Source organism: Pseudomonas sp. ZY71, assembly GCF_036542145.1.
GTDB lineage: Bacteria > Pseudomonadota > Gammaproteobacteria > Pseudomonadales > Pseudomonadaceae > Aquipseudomonas > Aquipseudomonas koreensis_A.
The window spans coordinates 2,840,866-2,863,022 of sequence record NZ_CP144274.1; the positions used below are offsets into that span (position 1 = coordinate 2,840,866).

At 63.2% G+C, this 22,157-nt stretch carries 8 protein-coding genes; all 8 read left to right on the top strand.

What is annotated here, in order from left to right:
• Positions 1-8 precede the first annotated feature (8 nt).
• The 8 genes from gspK to VY732_RS12725 all read left to right on the top strand — a co-directional run bounded on the left by gspK (position 9) and on the right by VY732_RS12725 (position 22,137).
• A complete protein-coding gene (gene gspK, locus VY732_RS12690) occupies positions 9-968 on the top strand; it encodes a type II secretion system minor pseudopilin GspK (protein WP_331695584.1) in 960 nt (319 codons plus the stop codon).
• The gene (gspL, locus tag VY732_RS12695; RefSeq protein WP_331695585.1) at positions 965-2,143 is read left to right on the top strand and encodes a type II secretion system protein GspL; all 1,179 of its coding nucleotides are present in this window, start codon (positions 965-967) and stop codon (positions 2,141-2,143) included. The genes gspK and gspL overlap by 4 nt, the downstream gene beginning before the upstream one ends.
• On the top strand, positions 2,136-2,684 hold the full coding sequence (gene gspM, locus VY732_RS12700; RefSeq protein ID WP_331695586.1) for a type II secretion system protein GspM: 549 nt from the start codon (positions 2,136-2,138) through the stop codon (positions 2,682-2,684). Before gspL ends, gspM begins: the two co-directional genes overlap by 8 nt.
• Complete coding sequence (gene gspD / locus VY732_RS12705; protein WP_331695587.1) at positions 2,681-5,071, top strand: type II secretion system secretin GspD; 2,391 nt, start codon at positions 2,681-2,683, stop codon at positions 5,069-5,071. The genes gspM and gspD overlap by 4 nt, the downstream gene beginning before the upstream one ends.
• Positions 5,072-5,237: 166 nt before the next feature.
• On the top strand, positions 5,238-6,644 hold the full coding sequence (gene gspE / locus VY732_RS12710; RefSeq protein WP_331695588.1) for a type II secretion system ATPase GspE: 1,407 nt from the start codon (positions 5,238-5,240) through the stop codon (positions 6,642-6,644).
• On the top strand, positions 6,644-7,855 hold the full coding sequence (gene gspF / locus VY732_RS12715; protein ID WP_331695589.1) for a type II secretion system inner membrane protein GspF: 1,212 nt from the start codon (positions 6,644-6,646) through the stop codon (positions 7,853-7,855). The genes gspE and gspF overlap by 1 nt, the downstream gene beginning before the upstream one ends.
• Before the next feature lie 470 nt (positions 7,856-8,325).
• Positions 8,326-9,435, top strand: a complete 1,110-nt coding sequence (locus tag VY732_RS12720) for a substrate-binding domain-containing protein (RefSeq protein ID WP_077573207.1) — start codon at positions 8,326-8,328, stop codon at positions 9,433-9,435.
• Between the two features lie 189 nt (positions 9,436-9,624).
• A complete protein-coding gene (locus tag VY732_RS12725; RefSeq protein ID WP_331695590.1) occupies positions 9,625-22,137 on the top strand; it encodes a filamentous haemagglutinin family protein in 12,513 nt (4,170 codons plus the stop codon).
• Positions 22,138-22,157: the final 20 nt, after the last annotated feature.

Below are 22,157 nucleotides of genomic sequence, written 5' to 3' on the forward strand. Positions count from 1 at the left end.
GGCCGGCCATGAACAGCCGCTCGCCTGAGGGGGCGAAGCAACAGGGCATGGCGATTATCAGCGCGTTGTTGATTGCGGCGGTGGTGGCGGTGATTGCGGCGGGCATGTTGACGCGTCAGAGCGTGTCGACCCGTGCGCTGGAGGCGGATCAGCAACGTGTGCAGGGGCGTTGGCTGGTGCAGGGTGGGTTGGAGATCAGCCGTCAATTGCTCTGGGATGCACGTCAGCGCGATCCGTTGACCCGGCTCGATCAGCCGTGGGCGCAGCGTCTCTCCGCGCAAGGTTTTGAAGGGCGGCTGGAGGATGAGCAGGGCAAGTTCAACTTGCGCAATCTGGTGGCCAACGAGCGGGTGGATGAGGCGCAGGTCGCGGCTTTTCAGCGCTTGTGCGAGTTGATCGGGGTCAGTGCCGGTTTGAGTCAGCGCATCAGTCAGCGGGTGATTGCTTCGTACCCGCGACTGCTGAATCCGTCGATTGCCGAGGCGCCGAAAAGTGGTTTTGACAGTGGGCGCGCCACCTCGCCCAACGCTTCACACAAACCGCAGAAGCCGACGTTGCCGATGCTGCGCAGCATCGATGATTTGCGCAGTGTCGACGGTGTTAATGAGGCGGTGATGGGCAAACTGGCGCCGTACCTGACGGTGATCCCCGCGACGACCTGGCTCAACGGCAACACGGCCACCGCGCCGGTCTTGGCTGCTTATGTGCCGGGGTTGTCGCTGGAGCGTGCCAATGCGCTGATCGCCGAGCGTGATGCCGGGCGCTGGTTTATCAACCGTGGCGATTTCGTTAACCGCTTGCGCATGCCGCAACTGGAGCTGACCAGCGTGAAAGTCGGCATCACCAGTGACTGGTTTCGATTGCGCGGCGAGGCGCGGCGCGATCAGCGGCGGGTCAGTCTTGAGGCGTTGCTGCATCGCAGTCAGGACCGCTTGCCGCAAGTGATCTGGTCGCGGGTGGGCGTATGAGCCAGTTGAAGGTGGCGTTGCCGCCCTTGGCGGAACTGGATCTGCACAGTGAATTGCACTGTGCTTGGCTGGATCGTCAGGGCCAGGTCACGCGCGAAGAACGCCTCAGTCTGAGCCAGTTGAGTCAGCAGGCGAAACTGCCGCCGCTGGTGTGTTTTCTGCACCCGGCCGACAGCCTGTTGGCGAGTCTCGATTTGCCGCCGTTGCCTGCGAACAAGATTGTTGCGGCGGTGCAATGTGCGGCGCAGGCCTTGATGCTGGGCGACAGCAGTGAGATGCACATTGCGCACAGTTCGCGGGACGAGGCCGGGCAGGTGCAGATCGCCTGGGCGCCTTGGCAGCACTTGTTGCGCTTTGGCCAGTTGCTGAAAAGCGCCGGGCTGAACCTGCGCGGTCTCTACCCGGCGCCGTACTGTTTGCCGGTGCTGCCCGGCACCGTCGCTTGCGTGCAGGACGGGCATTTGTTGTTGCGCGATAGCGTGCAAGCGGCGCGGGTGCAGCCGTTGTTCGATGACGGTTTTGACGGTGTTGTGTGGGAACCGGGCGTCACTTTGCACTGGATCGGTGAGCAACCGCCGCCGGGCGCTGAACTGCCGATGGCGGATGCGCAGCGCTGGACCGGGCCGTTACCCGGTTGGGGATTGCATGGCGCAGTCCAGCAACAAAAAACCGAGCATCGCGGCTGGGGCAGGGCGATCGCTCTGTCCGCGTTGGCCGTGGCTGTTTGGGTCGTTGGTTTGAATCTGTATGCCGCTCGCGAAGCCGGGCAGGGCCAGCAACTGAAAGCCCAAATGAACCTGCGGGTAAAGCAGGCCTTCCCTGAGTTGCCGGTGATCCTCAATCCGTTGCAACAGGCCCGTCAGCAATTGGCGGCGCGGCAGAAGGGCGCGGCGGATGATCCGGCGCAGACTTTCAATCGTCTGGTGTTGCAGGCCGGCAGCGGCATGCCGTCGATGGCTGGCAGTGTCGAGCGGTTGGCGTTTGTCGACGGCGCTTTGCAACTGAGTCTGCTGAGTGAAGCCCGTCGCGGCGGCAATGATCAGGAGTGGCAAAGCACCTTGGCCCAGGCCGGTATCAGCGTGACGGCAGATGACGAGGGCTGGACCTTGCGTCCGTCCACTGAGGCCAGCCCAAGCGACAGCGATGACAGCGGCGGAGCAGAAGAAGATGAATAAGGCCTCGCTCGCGCTGTACCGCGCCAAGTGGCAACGCTTTAGCGCTCAGGTGCAGGCGCGTTGGCAGCCGTTGGCCTTGCGCGAAAAACGCATGGTCGCCGGTATGGCCATTGCGCTGATCGGCCTGCTGCTGTGGGTCGCGCTGATCCAGCCGCCGCTGAAAAAGATCACCTATTGGCAAACCGAAACGCCAAAGCTGCGCGCGCAGACCGAGGCGCTGGAAGTGCTGTTGCGCGAAGTTAGCGTGCGCCCGGAGGGGCAAAGCGTGGCGCAGTCGCTGGAGCAGACCCTGCAGGCCAGCGGCCTCGGCGGGCACTATCAATTGCAATCCGGGGAGGCCGGCGCCTGGCAGTTGACCTTCGACGCGGCGCCGGCCGACGCAGTGCTCGACTGGCTGTTGAGCAACCCGGCACAACTTTCTCTGCAGGTGGTCGAGGCCCGTTTGCAACGCGCAGACAACCCCTCGACCGAAGTCACCGCCGGCACTTTGTCAGGCACCGTTCGCATGGATCAGGCGCTGGGCGCTAAGGAAGCTTCATGAAGGGGTCAGGATCCAAACCAGCACGTCTGGCGTTGCCGATGCTGCTGATGGCGTTGAGCGCGTGCAGCAACACCAGCACCACGCCGCAGAATCAGCCGCCGTTGCTGGTCGACAGTGAACTCGGGCGGCCGCTGGCCAACACTCAGCGCAGCGGCGACGCGGTGCTCGACCGCGAACGCGCACAGGCTCAGGCGCGACCTGTGCCGAAGCCATTACACAACATCAGCAAGAGTGCGCGCAGCGGCTCAGCCTCATCGGGCATTGCGTTGCCGAGCAACCCTTTGGGCGATCAACCGGTGACGCTGAATTTTGTCGACGCTGATATTCAAGCGGTGGTGCGGGCGTTGTCGCGTTCCACCGGGCAGCAGTTTTTGGTCGACCCTCGGGTGAAGGGCACGTTGACGCTGGTCTCGGAAGGTCAGGTGCCGGCGCGGCAGGCTTACGACATGCTGCTGGCGGCGTTGCGCATGCAGGGTTTCAGTGTGGTTGATGTCGGCGGTGTCGCGCAGGTGGTGCCGGAGGCGGATGCGAAACTGCTTGGTGGGCCGATTTACAGTGCCGACAAACCGGCCGGCAACGGCATGCTCACCCGAACGTTTCGCCTGCAATACGAGAACGCGGTGAACCTGATTCCGGTGCTGCGGCCGATCGTTTCGCCGAACAATCCGATCAACGCTTATCCGGGCAATAACACCATCGTCATCACCGATTACGCGGAGAACCTGACCCGCGTTGCGCAGTTGATCGCGAGCATTGATTCGCCGAGTGCGATTGACACGGATGTGGTGCAGATCCAGAACGGCATCGCTGCCGACATTGCGCCGATGGTGGCGGATTTACTGGATGCGCCGGGCAATGATCCGACGCAGAAAATTGCGGTGATTGGTGATCCGCGTTCCAACACCATCATCATTCGCGCGGGTAGTCCGGAGCGTACGGAACTGGCGCGTAATCTGATCTACAAACTGGATAACGCGCAGAGTAATCCGAGCAATCTGCATGTGGTTTATCTGCGTAACGCGCAGGCGGCGAAACTGGCGCAGGCCTTGCGTGGTTTGCTCACGGGTGAAAGTGACAGCGGCACCAGCGACAGTGCGCGTTCGGTGCTCAGTGCCATGGGCGCAAGTACCGGCGGCAGCGCTGGGCAGAACGGCCAGAGCGGCACGCAAAGCAGCGGCAGCACGTCGACCACTAACAGCAGCGGCAGCACGGGTGGCAGTTACGCGCAGGGCAGCAGTGGCGGCGGAACCAGCAGTGGCGGTACGCAGAACAGCGATCAGAACGTCGCCTTCAGTGCCGGCGGTGTGACCATCCAGGCTGACGCTACCACCAACACTTTGCTGATTTCTGCGCCGGAGCCGTTGTACCGCAACTTGCGCGAGGTGATCGATCTGCTCGACCAGCGTCGCGCGCAAGTGGTGATCGAAAGCTTGATCGTCGAAGTCGGCGAGGACGATGCCAGCGAGTTCGGCGTGCAGTGGCAGACCGGTAATCTCGGTGGCAATGGCGTGATTGGCGGGGCGAATCTGGGTGGTTCGGGGATCAACACCAACGGCAAAACCAGTATCGATGTGCTGCCGCAGGGGTTGAACCTGGGCTACGTGAACGGCACTGTCGACATTCCCGGCATCGGCAAGATTCTTGACTTGAAAGTGCTGGCCCGGGCCTTGAAGAGCAAGGGCGGCACCAACGTATTGTCGACGCCGAACCTGCTGACTCTCGACAACGAGGCTGCGAGTATTTTTGTCGGCCAGACCATCCCGTTTGTCAGCGGCAGTTACGTTACCGGCGGCGGGGGCACCAGCAACAACCCGTTCCAGACCGTGACCCGGGAAGAGGTTGGTTTGAAGCTCAACGTGCGCCCGCAGATTTCTGAGGGCGGCACGGTGAAGCTCGATATCTATCAGGAAGTCAGCAGCATCGACGAACGCGCTTCCAACAGCGCGACATCGACGGGCATCGTCACCAACAAACGTGCAATCGACACCAGTATTTTGCTCGACGACGGCCAGATCATGGTGCTCGGCGGTTTGCTGCAGGACGGTTATAGCCAGAGCAACGACGCGGTGCCATGGCTGGGCAGCTTGCCGGGCATTGGCGCGCTGTTTCGCAACGAGCGCCGGGCGATTACCAAGACCAACCTGATGGTGTTCCTGCGTCCGTACATCATCCGCGACAGCGAAGCGGGGCGCAGCATTACTTTGAATCGCTACGACTTCATGCGCCGTGCACAGGGCGGTTTGCAGCCTGAACGCAGCTGGGCGATGCCGGACATGCAGGCGCCACAGTTGCCGACGGCGGCGCAAGGTGTGCCGGCGGCGGTGCCGAGTTCTGGCCCACGGGCGACGATCAAAGCGGTGCCGATTGAAGGGAGCACACGCTTTTGAAACCAACCCTCAATGTGAAAACCACAGGGATAACGAACAACACCGGACCTGTAGGAGCTGCCGAAGGCTGCGATCTGTTGATCTTGCTCTTCGACGGACCCAAGCGGCCAAAGATCAAAAGATCGCAGCCTTCGGCAGCTCCTACAGGGGTTCGGGAGGGCTTGAGATGAGTGCGTTGCCCTACGCTTGGGCCAAGGCGCAGCGCATTCTTTTGTGCGATGGCGTGCTGACCGTTTGCCCGTCGACGCCGGGTTGGTCGATCAGCGAGGCACGGCGCCAATTCGGTGCGACCACGATACAGCGGGTGCGCGATGATGAGCTGGATGGTTTGCTGGCCGCGGCTTACGCCGACACCGGTAGTGCGGCGGCGGTGGTCGGGGCAGCGGAGAATGAAGTTGATCTGGATCGGCTGATGCAGGACATGCCGGAAATCACTGACCTGCTCGACACTCAGGACGGCGCGCCGGTGATCCGCATGATCAACGCACTGCTGACCCAAGCCGCGCGCGATGAGGCCAGCGACATTCACATCGAACCGTTCGAAACCCATTCGGTGGTGCGCTACCGCGTCGACGGCACGCTGCGTGACGTGGTCTCACCGCGCAAGGCGTTACACGGTGCGCTGGTGTCGCGGATCAAGATCATGGCCCAGCTCGACATCGCCGAAAAACGCCTGCCGCAGGACGGTCGCATCGCCTTGCGTGTGGCCGGGCGGCCGATCGATATTCGTGTTTCAACCGTGCCGACCGGGCATGGCGAGCGAGTGGTGATGCGTCTGCTCGATAAACAGGCCGGGCGTCTGCATCTGGAAACCCTCGGCATGGATGCGCAGGTGCTGGCCAAACTCGACCACCTGATCCGCCAGCCCCACGGCATCGTGCTGGTCACCGGGCCCACCGGCAGCGGCAAGACCACCAGCCTCTACGCGGCACTGGCACGACTGGATGCGAGCACCAGCAACATTCTCACCGTGGAAGACCCGGTGGAATACGACTTGCCGGGGATCAGCCAGATTCAGGTCAACGCCAAGATCGACATGACTTTCGCCCTCGCACTGCGGGCAATTCTGCGGCAAGACCCTGACATCATCATGATCGGCGAAATCCGCGATCTGGAAACTGCACAAATTGCCGTGCAGGCCTCGCTGACCGGGCATTTGGTGCTGGCAACCTTGCACACCAACGACGCGGTGTCGGCGGTCAACCGCTTGATCGACATGGGCGTCGAACCGTTTCTGCTGGCGTCTTCAATGCTCGGGGTTTTGGCGCAGCGACTGGTGAGGCGGCTGTGCAATCACTGCAAGGAAGAAGACCCCACCGCGCCCGGCACCTGGCGCCCGGTCGGTTGCGCAAACTGCAATCAAACCGGTTACAGCGGCCGCACCGGCATCCACGAATTGTTCTGCATCGACGACGACATCCGCACCTTGATTCATCAAGGGGCAGGGGAGCAGGCCTTGCGCACATCTGCCGCCAAGGCCGGGATGTTCAGTCTGCGCGAGGACGGCGAGCGCTGGATTCGCAGCGGCGCCACCGCCCCTGAAGAAATCCTCCGTGTGACACGGGACGCCTGATGAACCGCTATCGTTTTGAAGCCGCCGACGCCACCGGCAAGATCGAATCCGGGCACCTTGAGGCGGACAGCCAAGGCGCCGCGTTCAGCGTTTTACGCGGGCGCGGTTTGACCGCACTGTCGGTGCACAAGGAAAGCAACGTCGCCCATCACGGCGGGGGCGGATTGTTCAGCCCGAAACTCTCGGACAACGACCTGGCCTGGGCCACGCGGCAATTGGCGAGTCTGTTGGGGGCGAGTCTGCCATTGGAGGCAGCGCTGAGTGCCACGGTCGAGCAGGCCGAAAAAAAGCACATCGCCCATACCCTCAGCGCCGTTCGTGCGGATGTGCGCAGCGGCATGCGTCTGGCCGAATCACTGGCGGCGCGGCCACGGGATTTTCCCGAGATCTACCGCGCGTTGATTGCGGCCGGGGAGGAGTCCGGGGATCTGGCGCAAGTGATGGAACGGTTGGCGGATTACATCGAAGAGCGCAACAACCTGCGCGGCAAGATTCTCACCGCGTTTATCTATCCGGGCGTAGTTGGTCTGGTGTCGATCGGCATCGTGATTTTTCTGCTCAGCTACGTGGTGCCGCAGGTGGTCAGCGCGTTTTCCCAGGCGCGGCAGGATTTGCCGGGGTTGACCTTGGCGATGCTCAACGCCAGTGATTTCATCCGCAGTTGGGGTTGGCTGTGCGCAGCGATCATGGCCGGCGCGTTTTGGAGCTGGCGCCTGTATCTGCGCAATGCAGCGGCACGTTTGAGCTGGCATCATCGAGTGCTCAAGTTGCCGTTATTCGGGCGCTTCATCCTCGGCCTGAATACCGCACGGTTTGCCTCGACGCTGGCGATTCTCGGCGGCGCCGGGGTGCCGTTGTTGCGTGCGCTGGAAGCGGCGCGGCAGACCTTGTCCAATGACCGCTTGAGTTTGAGCGTCACTGAGGCCACGGCCAAGGTGCGTGAGGGCGTCAACCTCGCCGCTGCATTGCGCGTGGAGAACGTATTCCCGCCAGTGCTGATTCACCTGATCGCCAGCGGCGAGAAAACCGGTTCATTGCCACCGATGCTTGAGCGTGCGGCGCAGACGTTGTCGCGTGATATTGAGCGGCGGGCGATGGGCATGACCGCGCTGCTGGAGCCGCTGATGATTGTGGTGATGGGCGGGGTGGTGCTGGTGATTGTGATGGCGGTGTTGTTGCCGATCATTGAGATCAACCAATTGGTCCAGTAGTGGTGTGTCTGATGTTTTGGTGGTGGCTGGACTGGCCCCTTCGCGAGCAAGCTCGCTCCCACAGGGGAAAGCATTTCAAATGTGGGAGCGAGCCTGCTCGCGAAGGGGCCAGAGAGGGCAACAAATAATCCAATCTTTTTTCCAGGACTTCAGCATCACCCGACCCTCAAAAGAACCATCCTCGGGTTCTCCTTTCTGTCATCTGCAACCACCCGCCACTGCCTCCAGCCCGATTCCGCCAAACCGCTGATCCAGACCCTGCGCTGCACCCGGCAAACACCCGAGAAAATCCCTTCAGAAACAGCTCGCACCTCCCGAGGTTTTTTCCTTTATCTGTCACCGGAAACTGCGAATTTCTCAGTGCGACTTAACCAAGGCCAACGCTAGCGAGGGCCCCGGTGAGTCCTCCCAGTGTCATGCAAGTCACCCGAAAACCTGTGTTCACAACCTAGTTGAAAAGGAGATTCTTCATGTTCAAGCGCACTCTGATCGCAGCCTCACTGACTGTCGCCGCTCTGGCTTCCGCCCAGGCCATGGCCGCCAACGTTACCGGTGGTGGCGCGACTCTGCCTGCCGCTCTGTACAAAGGTTCTGCCAACAGCATCCTGCCAGCCAACTTCAGCTACCTGGGCACCGGTAGCGGTACTGGCAAAACGGCTTTCCTGACCAACAACTCCGCACTGTTCAGCACCACCGGTTCGGTGCACTTCGCCGGTAGCGACTCGATCCTCAGCGCTACGGAAATCAGCACCTACAACAGCACCTACGGCGCTTCGTACGGCCCGCTGATCCAACTGCCTTCGGTGGCCACTTCGGTTGCCATTCCTTACAAAAAGTCTGGCCAGACCGCGCTGAACCTGACCAGCACTCAGCTGTGTGATGCCTTCTCGGGCGCCAAAACCACTTGGGGTGCGCTGTTGGGTACTGCCGACACCACGCCGATTCGCGTTGTTTATCGCAACGTTTCCAGCGGCACCTCGGAAATCCTCACCCGCCACCTGAACTCGATCTGCCCGACCAAGTTCGCCACCAACTCAACCTTCACCAACGCTCGCCTGCCAGCCGGCTCCGCACTGCCAGCGAACTGGGTAGGTGTTGCCGGTACGTCTGACGTCGCCACCCAGGTCAACGCCGTTGACGGTTCGATCGGTTATGTCGGTCCGGACGGTGTGAACGCTGCGAGCAACGCTGTTGTTGCCCGCGTCAACGGCGTGCAGCCAACCACTGCCAACGTTTCCCTGGCATTGGGTTCGGCCGCTCTGCCAGCCGCGCCTGCCAACCCGGCGCAGTGGGTACCGGTTGTGCCTAACCCGGCGAGCGGCTACCCGATCGTCGCTTACACCAACTTCATCTTCGGCCAGTGCTACAAGGATGCAACCGTGGCCAACGATGTCCGTAGCTTCCTGACCACTCACTACAGCAACCCGGGCAACAACGCTGCCACCATCGCGCACAGCTTCACTCCGGTTCCAACCAACTGGAAAGCCGCTGTGACCGCCAACTTCGTCACCAACACTTCGGGCAACAACCTGGACATCAACAACGCCAGCGTCTGCAACGCTATCGGTCGTCCTTTGTAAGCCTCGCTTCAACCGCAATGCAATCGCAGCAGCCTTCGGGCTGCTGCTTTTTTTTGGCCGATCTACTCCTCAATCATGAAGTTTGTGTGACATCCGTTCGGTCGCGGCCTTCGCCAACCGCCTATGTCATAACAGCAGGGTCCACCCGACCTGCGGCCTCGTGTGGCAACCCAAAAGGATCTCGTAGTGATGCTCGCTCGCCCATCCCGTCGCAGTACCCGTGTCCAGCCTCAACAGCGTCTTGTCGTCGATCCGGCGCTGTGGATGCTCAAGCCGTTGGCGCAGGCGATTGCCTTGTGTCTGGTGGCGGGCAGCGCCGAGGCGGCCACTGCTTTCAGTTCGGGATGGTTTGCCGCCAAGGGCGCGGCGCAGCAGGCGAGCGCTGCACGGCCCAGCACCGGCGGTTTGCCGGGGATGACGCCGCCGCTGGCGCAACAGCAGAAGGCCAACCAACAGCTGCAGCGTTCGATTCAGACCTTGAACAACACCGTCGCCGCGATTGCTGCACAGCAAGCGGCGCAAGCGGCCGGACGCGCGACGGCATTGGGCTCGGTGCAGTTTGTTCCGGACGGTTTGGCCGAGGGGGGGCTGAAGGTCGACAACAGCCTCACCCAGGGCTGGCAGAACGCGAAAGGCCCGCAACAGACTCAGGCCGACGGCAAGACCACGGTGAAGATCGAGCAAACCGCCGACAAAGCCATTCTCAACTGGGAAACCTTCAACGTCGGGCGTAACACCAGCGTTGAATTTGCCCAGCAAGCGAATTGGGCGGTGCTCAACCGGGTCAACGATCCGAGTGCACGCGCCAGTCAGATTCAGGGGCAGATCAAGGGCGACGGCACGGTGATGCTGATCAACCGCAACGGCATCGTTTTCAGCGGCACCAGTCAGGTCAACGTGCGCAACCTGGTGGCGGCCGCCGCCAACATCACCGATATCCAGTTCCGTGATCGCGGCCTGTATTTCGACAGCAGCGCCAGCCAGCCGACGTTCACCGACGCGGTGGGCAAAGTGCTGGTGGAGCGCGGGGCGTCCATTGAAACCGCGCGACCGGCGAAGTCCACCGACGCCGGCGGTTATGCCTTGCTGTTGGGCAGCGAAGTGCAGAACGACGGCAGCATCAACACCGCCAAGGGCCAGACCGTGCTGGGGGCGGGGGATCGCTTTTATATTCGCAAGGGTTCGGGCACTGAAGGCAACGGCTTCTCCACGACGTTCGGCAACGAAGTCACGCCGGGCTTCAAAGCCGCCAGCGTTGCCGGCAAGGTCAGCAACAACGGACTGATTCAGGCCGCGACCGGCGACATCACCCTGACCGGCCATGAGGTCGTGCAAAACGGCGTATTGCTCGCCAGCACATCGGTCGCCACGCGCGGCACGATTCATCTGCTCAACCCGGCGACGGACACCCAAGGCAGCGTGACGCTGGGGCAGGGCAGTGCCACGGCGATCATGCTCGACAGCAGTGACCTCACGGCCCTCGACAGCCAGCATCAGTCCGCACTGACCGCCGTTACCCCGACCAATTCGATTCGCAGTGACCAATCGCGCATCGACATCCAGAGTGGTGGCAGCGTCGAGTTCCAGAACGGTTCGATTACCCTGGCCACGGGCGGACAAATCGCCGTGGCCGCGCAGCGTCGCAGCCTGGTGCGCGACGGTGCGCTGATCGACGTTTCCGGCGCCATCGGCGTGAAAGTCGCGATGGAATCCAACAGCATCAAGATCAATGTGCAGGGCAACGAACAGCGCGACGCTTCGGGCAACCGCGACAAAGCTGCGCTGAACAGCAACGACGTCTGGGTTGACGTGCGTGAACTGGTCTACGTGCCCGCCGGCACCAACGGTTACGCCACGGATCGCTGGTACACGGCAGGGGGGTTGCTCGAAGTCGGTGGTTACCTTGGCACCCAGGGCCACAGCATCGGTGAATGGATGGCCCAGGGCGGGACGGTAAATTTCGCCGGCAATGACGTGGTGACCGAGAAGGGCTCGTTGATCAACCTGTCTGGCGGCACGCTCGATGTGCAAAGTGGCGAGATTCGCCAGAGTTGGTTGCGCGGTGCTGACGGGCATCTCTACGAATTGTCCAAGGCGCCAGGCGATCTGCTCTACAGCGGTCTGTACAACGGTTATGAAGACAGCAGCGAACGCTGGGGTCAGACGAGCTATTACTACAATCCGCTGATCGCACCGACCAAGCGCCTGGAGGCGGGCTACACCGTGGGTCGCGATGCCGGGCAATTGGTGATCGGCACCCGTAACGCGGTGCTCGACGGGCAACTGCTGGGGCAGGTTTATCAGGGCGAGCGCCAGACTCAGGCGCCGCGTGCCGTGCTCGATGGCTACGCGCAGCGTCAGACCGCACTCGCGCGGCGCGGGCAGTTGATCGTCGGTGGTTACGATGCCGCCTACGTCGCGGCGGCGGGTGGCGTGCTCTATGGCCTCAGTCCGTTGCTCGATCAGGTGCAGATCGGCATTGAGCGTCCGCTCGGCGATAACGACGCGGGCCTGACCGGCGTGGTGTCCGAGGCGCGCAATGGCAAGCTGTTTCTCGATGCCGCACAACTGAGTGACTGGCAACTGGGCGCACTGAAGGTCGCCGCCAAAGAGCGCATCGACGTGGACGGCGCCGTGACGGTCGGCAACGGTGGCGATATCACCCTCTACGCGCCGCAGGTGCAGGTCAACGCCGACCTGATTGCGCGGGGCGGCAGCCTGCATGTGGGCAACGTGCTCAACCAGCTCAATACCGACCGTGTCACCGATACCCGCATCGTTGCGCCTGCGGGCACGACCACAGGTGTTCGCGTGGCGGAAAAAGTGCAACTGGACACCCGGGGGCTGTGGAGCAATTTGCGCACTGACCCGGATGACGCGAGCAGTCTTGCGTATCTGGACGGTGGCGTGATTTCGATCCGCAGCAGCGGCGACATCGAAATCGGCACCGGCAGCCTGCTCGACGTGTCCTCCGGCGGCGCGATCCTGGCCAACGGCAAGACTTGGGGGGGCAAGGGCGGTGACATGACGCTGGAGTCCAGTGCGTTGTCAGCGCCGGGTGACAGTCATCTGCGCCTCGCTGGCCAGTTGCGTGGCTACGGTGTGACGGGCGGTGGCAGCCTGTTGATTCAGGCCGGCAATGTGCTGATCGGCCAGACCGACAAAGATCTCGCCGACAATACCTTGCAGCTGCAAGCAGATCTGTTCGACAAGGGCTTTTCGGCCTACAACCTGATCGGGCTCAACCGCCTGGACGTTGCGGACAACACGCTGATTGACGTGCTGATGCCGGTTTACCGGTTTGCTGACGCGGCAGCCAGTCAGGCCAGCGGTGTCGCCCCGCAACAGGCGTTGGAACTGTGGACGCCGACGCTCTATCAGGACAATCCGGGCAAGGCGCAACTGACGCAACGCGCGGGTGCCAGCCTGAGCTTGCAGGCCGGTTCCAGCGAGGTGGCGTTGAGCGATCCTGCGCGTAATGCGTTAACCCTTGGCCAGGGCTCGCGCATCAGTGTCGACCCGGGGCAAAGCATCAACGTGCGCGGCGCCGGACAGATTACTGTCGACGGTGAGTTGAATGCCTGGGGCGGCATCATCGACATTCGCCAGCAGCAGTTCGGCTCGATGAATGTCGCCGAGGCCTCGCAAGTCGCTGACAAAAATGCCCACAACCGCTCGATCTGGATCGGCGACCACGCCGTGCTCGATGTCGCCGGGCGCGCTGCCACGGGCATGGATGCGCTGGGCCGGGTGTATGGGTTGGTGGGCAAGGGCGGCAGCATCATCATTGGCGGTGAAACCGATGCGAGGAAGGCCACCGCCACGGCGGCCGATGCCTATGTCGTCGTGCGCAATGGCGCGCGGCTTGACGCATCCGGTGCGCAGGCGCTGCTGGATATCGCCGGGCAGGGGCCGACGGCGGTCGCTACGGACGGCGGGCGAATTTCCTTGAGTTCCTATAACGGCCTGTTCATCGACGGCGACCTGCGCGCGGCAGCCGGTGGCGTCGGTGCGGCGGGGGGGCGCCTGGAGATCGCCCTGGAGACGCCGAGTTATCTGCGCAGTGACGCCAGCAATGAGGTGCGCGTGCCGCGCGAAATCATCATCAGCCAGCAAACCGCTGATGCCCTGTTGCCGGCCGATGTGCAACCGGGAGAAGCGGCGCCCGCGTTGCAATACGGGCGTGCCCGCCTGAGTGCCGACCGGTTGATGGCTGGCGGGTTCGATAATCTGAGTGTGCTGAGCAACGGCCTGCTGTCGTTCGACGGGGACGTCAATCTGCACATGCAGCAAAGTCTGAGTTTGTATGCCGGCGCGATTTCGCTGGCCGAAGGCGCGCAAGACAATGCGCGTATCGACCTGTCTGCGCCCTACCTGCGCCTGTCGGGTACGGGCAAGTATTTCGAGGCGCCGGGCAACCTTCGGCCACGGGTGATGAACACGCCGACTACGCGTGTATCGATGGGGCAATTCAATGCCAGTGCGGATCAACTGGACCTGAGCAACAGCCTGTCGTTCGGTACCGCGGGCAATATTGTCCAGCTCACGGGTGCGGACTTGCAGGTGACGCGTCGTGGCTTTGATCAGGTCTCCCTGCACAGCCGTGGTGACCTGCGCTTTCTGGCGCCGACCGGTTATGTCGAGAAAACCGAACTGTGGACACCGGGCGACCTCAACCTGCGTGCCGCGCAGATCTATCCTGCCAGCGATGTCACCGCCGAGGTGCGGGTGGGCTACCAAAGCGTGATCCCCGGTGCCGATCCGGCTCGCACCTTGCGCATCAGCAGCAGCGGGGCCGCACCGGCCGCGTTGCCGTATTCGGTGTTTGGCAACCTGACACTGGCGGCCGGGCGCATAGAACAAGGCGGGGTAATCCGCGCACCGCTGGGCATGATCAGCCTTGGCGGTGAGACGGTGGTCAATACCCGCGAGCTGCACCTGCTGCCGGGTAGCGTGACTTCGGTCAGCGCCGCCGGGTTGGTCATGCCGTATGGCGGAACCACCGACGGCATCGACTATCGCTACGCTGGCAAATCCGTTCAGCTCAAGGGCATCAGTGCGGACACGGCCGGGGTGACGCTGACCTCGCGCTATGTCGATGTACAGAGCGGCGCGCTGATTGATTTGTCCGGTGGCGGTGATCTGCGCGGCGCCGGGTTTGTCTCCGGGCGCGGCGGTTCTACCGATGCCCGCTACAACCCGCTGGTGCGCAACGCCAATGACGGCACCTTCAGCCTGCCGGGCCTTGCCAGCAATCCGGTGTACGCCATCGTGCCGGGCAATCAGAGTGACTACGCGCCGATGCTCGCCGAGGCTGGGGCGGTCGACCCGCGCATCGGCCAGCAGATTACCCTCGGTGCCGGCGTGCCGGGTCTGGCGGCGGGCACCTACACATTGCTGCCCTCGACCTTTGCCTTGCTGCCCGGGGCGTTCCGGGTCGAAGTCAATGGTCAGGCCACAGCAGGCGTCAGCAACGACGCGTTGCAGATGCGCAATGGTTCGTGGACCCGTTCGGGGCAGATGTCGATTGCCAACACCGGGCTGCGTAACAGCCTGCCCAGCCAGGTCATTCTGACGTCTGCGGATGTCCTGCGCCGTTATTCGCAGTACAACGAGACCGGTTTCAGCCAATTCATCCAGAGTGACGCGACACGGCGTGGCGTGCCCCGGGCCTTGGCCCCTATGGATGGCAAATCGCTGAATCTGTATTTGATGCCAGGTGCCGAGCAGGACGTTGCCCTGGATTTCAACGGCCGCGCGTTATTCGCCCCGGCCGCCGGCGGGGTGGTCGGAACGGCCACGGTACGCGGGGCAATGGACTTTGAAATTCTCGGCGCCGGGCATTCTCGCACCGACGGTTTCACTGGCGTGTCGCTGTATGCCGACAGCCTCAACGGTCTGAATGCCGGGCGCCTGACCCTCGGCGCGCAACCGCTGATCGATTACAGCGGCGCGGGCAATATCATCTCGTTCACTGGCTACACGACGTCGATCACCCTGCGCGAAGGGGCGATGTTGTCGGCGCCCGAGGTGCTGTTGCGCACCGCCCGCAGCGATGGTGGCATTACCCTCGAAGCCGGCTCGGGGATCAACACCCTGGGCCGTGGCAACGCGCCGTACGACTCCAGCAGTGGTTTCATCTACCAGCCGGGGGCGGCCGCGCTGCTGATGGTGTCGAACGGTTGGACCAACGTCCTGGCGCCTGCGGTAGCGGAAGGTACTTCCGGTGCGGGCGACATTCGTATTGGCAAGTGCCCGACGACCGTCTGTAACAACCCGACGCTGCTCTATTCCAACGGCAGCATTACCGCCGCCACCGACAAGCAGTTTGAACTCGATGAGTCGGTACGCTTCGGCACCCGCCATCTGGCCCTGGCTGTCGGCGCCGTCAACGCTGGCAGCGCCGAAGCCTTGAGCGCTGCCGGCAACCGCGTGCCGACCGGTCTGACCCTGAACCAGAACGTGCTCGATCGCCTGTTGCGCGGTGATACGCAGTTTGCTGCACCCGCGCTGGAAACCTTGAGCCTGACCAGCCGCGATGCGTTCAACTTTTACGGCAACGTCAGCCTCGATACGCTGGACGCGCAGACGGGCGTGAGTAAATTGCAGAACCTGATATTCACCACGCCAGCCATTTACGGCTTGGGTGAAAGCGCTGACGTGGCGTCCATTCGCACCGCCAATCTGATCTGGAACGGCGCCAGCCAGCATCCCGGCGCCGTCATCACTGGCGGCGCCGGCACGGGCCGCGGCACTCTCGATATTCAGGCGCAGCGCATCGAATTCGGTTACGGCCCCAATCCGCAGGCCAGCGGTCTGGAGCAGAACAATCGGCTGGCGCTGGGTTTTGCCAACGTCAACCTCAGCGCCAGTGAGCGCATCACCGCCAATCACAAGGGCAGCCTAGCGGTGTACCAGGAACAGGGCGCTTACGATCCAGTCAAGGGCTATGTCTACAGCGGCGGCAATCTCAACCTGAGCACACCCTTGCTGACCGGGGAGGCCGCTTCGGTCAACCTGCTCAAGGCCGGCAACAACCTGACGCTCACCGGCGCCGGCACGCCAGCGGCCGCCAATGCCTTGGGCGCGGAACTGACGCTCGATGCCCGCAGCGTCGTTCTGGACAGCCGCATCACCCTGGCCAGCGGCAAACTGCTGGTGAAATCCGAGGGCGATCTGACCCTCGCCGATGGCGCGTCTGTGGACATGGCCGGACGCACCTTGCCGTTCAATGATGTCAGCAAGTACAGCTGGGGCGGCGATGTGGCGCTGTACAGCAGCCACGGCAATATCCGCCAGGCCGCCGGTTCGCGCATCGACCTCTCGGCGCAGAACAATCAGGCCGGCACCCTCAGTGCCGTCGCGCTGGCCAGCGATGCGGGCATGGTTGATCTGCAAGGCCAGATCCTCGGAACCAGCAGCGGCCATTACGATGCCGGCGGCACGTGGGTGCCGTACAAATCCGCCGGCGTGGACATCCGCGCCCAGCACCTGAACGGTGATGCCAGTCAGCAGTTTGCCGCCCTCAACCAGCGCTTGAATGCCGGTCAGGTCTTCGGCAGTCGCAGTTTGCAACTCAAGCAGGGGGATCTGCTGATTGGCGACGGACTGAAGGCTGGCGAAGTGAACGTCTCGGTGGACAACGGCAGCCTGACCGTCGCGGGTTTGATCGATGCCAGCGGCGAGCGGGTCGGCAACATTCGCCTGTCGGCGCAAAACGGCCTGACCCTGGCCGGCAACGCCGTGCTCGACGCCCATGGTCGTGTGCTGCGGGTCGACAGCTACGGCAAGATCATCGACGCGCCGAACCGGGCGACGGTTGAGCTCAATTCCGCTGCGGGTCTGTTGACCCTTGGCGCCGGTGCGCGGATCGATCTGCGTCATGGCACCGATGCCGTGCGGGGCACATTGCCCGGGCAGTCCGACGGGCTGTTGCGCGGCACGCTGGAGTTGAACGCGCCGCGCCTCGGTGCCGATGACATCGCCATTGATGCCAGCGGTGCGCTGAGCATTCAGGGCGCACGGTCGATTGGCCTTAACGCCACGCGGCGTTATACCGATGCCACCGACGGCGTCGACCCGGCGGCCAGCGGACGGCCGTATCAGGTGATCGATCAGGCCTACTTCGACCGCATCCATGCTGACAGCAGTGCGTTCATCGACGCCGCGCTGGCCAACCGCAACCTGCTGCAGAACAAGCTGGCGGGGCTGAACAATGCCACCTACGCCGATGCGTTCCATTTACGGCCGGGCGTGGAAATCGCCAGCAAAACCGCCGACGGCGATCTGGTGGTGCAGGGCGATGTGGACTTGTCCGGCTACCGCTATGCCAGCCTCAATCCGCATACGCAGAAAACCGCTGTGTACGGTTCGGGCGAGGCGGGCAGTCTGGTGATGCGTGCCGGCGGCAACCTCGATATTCATGGCAGCCTCAACGACGGCTTCGCGCCGCCGCCGGAAACCGTCGACGATGCCGGCTGGAAACTCTTGCCGGGCATCCAGCCGTTTGGTGGCGACCTGATCGTGCCGACGGCGGGCGTGACCCTGGCCGAAGGCACGCTGTTCCCGGCCGGTGTCACGTTGAACTACGACGCGCCGCTGCAAGCGGCGACGCTGCCCACCGGGACCCTGTTGCCCACCGAGGCGACCCTGGCCGGACCGTATACCTTGGGCGCAGGCACAGTGCTGGCCGCTGCGGTACACGATGCGACGGGCCAGTTGCTGTACGCCGCCGGTACGTTACTTGCCGACAGCGTGACCTTGCCGGCGGGCAGTCGCCTTGGCGCGGGCATCCGCTTGAACAACGTAACGGCGATCGGCGCCGTGCGCTGGCCCAAAGGCGTGCCGTTGCCAGGCAACGTCGAGGCCGGCACCAACGCGATCAAGGGCGTGCGCCTGAGCGGTTCGCTTGCTCTGTTGCGTGGCTCGCTGATCCCGTCGATGACGGATGTCGTGTTGGCCGACGGCACCGCGTTCATTGAGTTGCGACCGTTGAGCGGCACGCAACAGGGGCGCAACTGGGCAGTCGCAAGCATGTTGCCGGCCGGCAGTGCGTCGTGGTCGATGCGCGTGGTGGCGGGTGCGGATCTGAGTGCGGCGGACAGCCGCGCGATCAAGCCGCTTTCCAGTGATGGGCACTTGCGTCTGGCCGACACCCACTACGGCTTGAAGGTGACGGAAAAACCGCCGACGCTGGTCTGGGGCGACGGCAATCTGGGTGGTTTTACTCCCGGTGAGCCAGTGCCTGACGATCTGAAAGACTGGTGTGACTGGGCGCCGAACTCTTGCGTGCCGGCGCCGCGTTGGGCGTGGGCGCCGGACAACTGGCTGGGCATGCCTGCCGGCTCCCCGATGAGCGACGATGACGTGGCGTCCTGGTGCGGTGCGTTCCCGGAACTGTGCGTCGAAAACAAACCGGGCATCACCGTCAAAACCCGCACGCAAATGTTCAGCGTGTTGCGCACCGGCACCGGCGATCTGGACGTGCTCGCCGCGGGCGATCTGAGCATGGACTCACCGTTCGGCGTGTACACCGCCGGCACACAGTCGCAGGATGTCGATCCGCTGTACAACCAGCCGCGCGGACGCCTGTCGGACAACGGCTCGGTGCTGGGCAGTGGCGGCAGCGATTACGAAAAATGGGTCAGTGGCAACGACAGCCTGTATCAGGCCTGGTACCCGCAAATGGGTGGCAACCTGACAATCAATGCCGGCGGTTCGATTTCCGGCGATGTGCTGGGTCGTCGCGGGTACTCGCAAAACATGGATACCCCGGAACAGGTGCCGAGTGTGGCCGTGGGCAATTGGCTCTGGCGTCAGGGCACCGGCAGCAGCGATGTGCCGACGGCGTGGTGGATCAACTTCGGCAGCTACGCGACTCAGCCGTTGCCGGATCAAAGCGTCGACACTGGCCCCTTCCTGGTGGGGTTCACCGGTTTCGGGACGTTGGGTGGCGGCAACATCAACCTGCGCGCCGGTGCTGACGCCGGCATGCTCAAGGCCATGGGCGGCAGCGGCAACAGCAACCTTTATCCTCGTGGGCAGGGCTTGATCGTGGCAGTCGGCAGCACCGGACGTGTGGGCAGCGACGGTACTCTGCAATTGACCGGCGGCGGCGACATGGACATCCGCGTGGGTGGCTCGGTCAACCCGTCGTTGCAGGCCCGGGCGGGACAAAATGGCATCGGTATTGCGCAACATGATCTGCAAGGTGCGTTGATCAACCTGCGCGGTGCCGCACAACTGACCGGTGGTGCGCTGGGTGGTATCAATCTTCAGTATGGCGCTGCCGCCCCTGTTCAGGACGTTCGTGAAGTCCGCCCGTACGATCCGTTTACGGCCACGCTGGGCAGCGCTTCCGGCGGCCTGGTGTTGATCCCGGGCGATTCGGCCATGAGCCTGAACACCCGTGGCGATCTGGTGCTGGGTGGGGCGGCGGACCCGGGGCGGGTGCGCTTGCAGAACTCTACGCCGTTCACCACCGATGACGGCGTCTTACACGACGGCGGCGGCTTGAGCGGCTTCTCGCTGTGGACCGATCACACGGCAATCAACCTGTTTTCAGCGGGCGGCAATCTGACGCCGAGCACCCAACTGGGCGAAACCACCGGGCAAGGTCCCGTTACTGCGCGTAATACCTCGTCGACCGACGGGCGCTTTGTCTATCCGTCGATCTTGCGCGCAGTGGCTGCGCAAGGCTCGATCTATGCCGGGCCGTCAGCGGTGTACAGCCAAGGCAGCGGCGTAGTGCCGGCAACGAGTTATTCATTGCTGCTGGCGCCGTCGAATGCAGGGCAACTGGAGTTGCTGGCGCAGGATTCGATTTATGCCGGCGGCTATGCGATCAACCAGTCGGGCGCCAGTCCACTGGCCATCGCCACGCCGTTCGCTCCGGCATTCAATGGCTACGGCAGCAGTACGTCGGCGACGCCAATCATGACCAATCTGAACAGTGACGGTGTTTCAGCGGACAAGAATGTGCGCTATCCGCTGTTTGCCTTTGGGCCCAACAGTTACTCGGGGTTGAGTGATGTGCAGGCACCGGCACGTTTCTATGCCCTGACCGGGGATCTGGTGGGCGTGCGCAGCGGTGAAACGCTGACGTTCAATCTTTCCAGACGCACCTGGTACGAAGCGGCCGGGCCGGTCTGGATGCTTGCCGGGCGCGACATTGTGGCGTCCGGCACTTTCCTCGGCCAGCCTGCTACCGCACCCAACGCGGAAATGGGCACGCCTCGTACCGAAGGCATTGCGTCGACAGGCAACCTGTTCGTGCATAACGATGCGCGGGATATCTCGCGGGTATCGGCAGGCCGCGACATTCTCTACAGCAGCTTCGACATCGCAGGGCCGGGTGTTCTGGACATCAACGCCGGGCGCAACATCCTCATGGAAGACCGCGCCAGTATTACTAGCATCGGGCCTGTGGTAGCGGGTGATAACCGCCCCGGCGCGAGTATCGTGATGCAGGCCGGTGTGGGCGCGCAGGGGCCCGGTTATGCCGCCTTCATCGCGCGTTATCTGAACCGCCAGAACGTCGCCAGGCCTGACCAGTCCCTGAGCGCGCAGCCGGGTAAAGTGGTCAAGACCTACCTCGATGAACTGCAGAGCTGGCTGACCCTCGGTTACGGCTTCAAAGGCAGTGATGAGCAGGCGCAAGCGTACTACGCCGCACTGCCGAGTACCGAACAGGCGATCTTCGCGCGGCAGGTCTACTTCGCCGAACTGCGTGCCGGTGGCCTGGAATACAACGACGTCGATGGCCCGCGCACTGGCAGTTATCTGCGCGGTCGCAACGCCATTGCAGCGCTGTTCCCGACCACCGATGTGGCGGGCAATCCGATCCGCTACGACGGCGACATCACAATGTACGGCGGGGCAGGGGTCAAGACGCTGTTCGGCGGCGACATCCAGATGCTCACACCGGGCGGCGGTCAGGTGTTTGGCATCGAAGGCGCAGCGCCGCCATCGACGGCGGGGATCATCACTCAGGGCTCGGGCAACATTCAGCTCTATTCGCAGGGCAGTATCTTGCTCGGCCAGAGCCGGATCATGACCACCTTCGGCGGTTCGATTCTCGGCTGGTCGGCCGAGGGCGATATCAACGCTGGTCGCGGCTCGAAAACCACCGTGGTCTATACCCCGCCGAAACGGGTTTACGACACTTGGGGCAACGTCACCCTGTCGCCATCGGTACCGAGCACCGGCGCCGGTATCGCCACGCTCAACCCGATCGCCGAAGTGGCGCCGGGCGACATCGACCTGATCGCGCCGCTGGGTACCATCGACGCGGGGGAGGCGGGGATTCGCGTGTCGGGCAACGTCAACATCGCCGCGCTGACGGTGGTCAACGCCGCGAACATTTCGGTGCAGGGCAAGGCGACCGGCGTGCCAGTGGTCTCGGCGGTGAATACCGGGGCGATCACTTCGGCCAGTTCCGCCGCGTCGTCGGCCACGCAAGCGGCGGAGGATGTTGCACGTCAGCAGCAAGCGGCGTCGCGACAGAATCAGGCGTCGGTGTTCACCGTGCAGGTGTTGAGCTTCGGCAACGAACAGCTGGCGCCGTCTCGTGATGGTGCCAGCCGCGTGCCAGCACCGGGTTACAACCCGAACAGCCCGGTGCAGGTGTTGGGTGCCGGGGCGCTGGATGAACAGGCGAAGCAACAGTTGACCGAGGAGGAGCGTGGGCAACTGACGTTGTAAAGACTCTCGTGTAGTAAGTT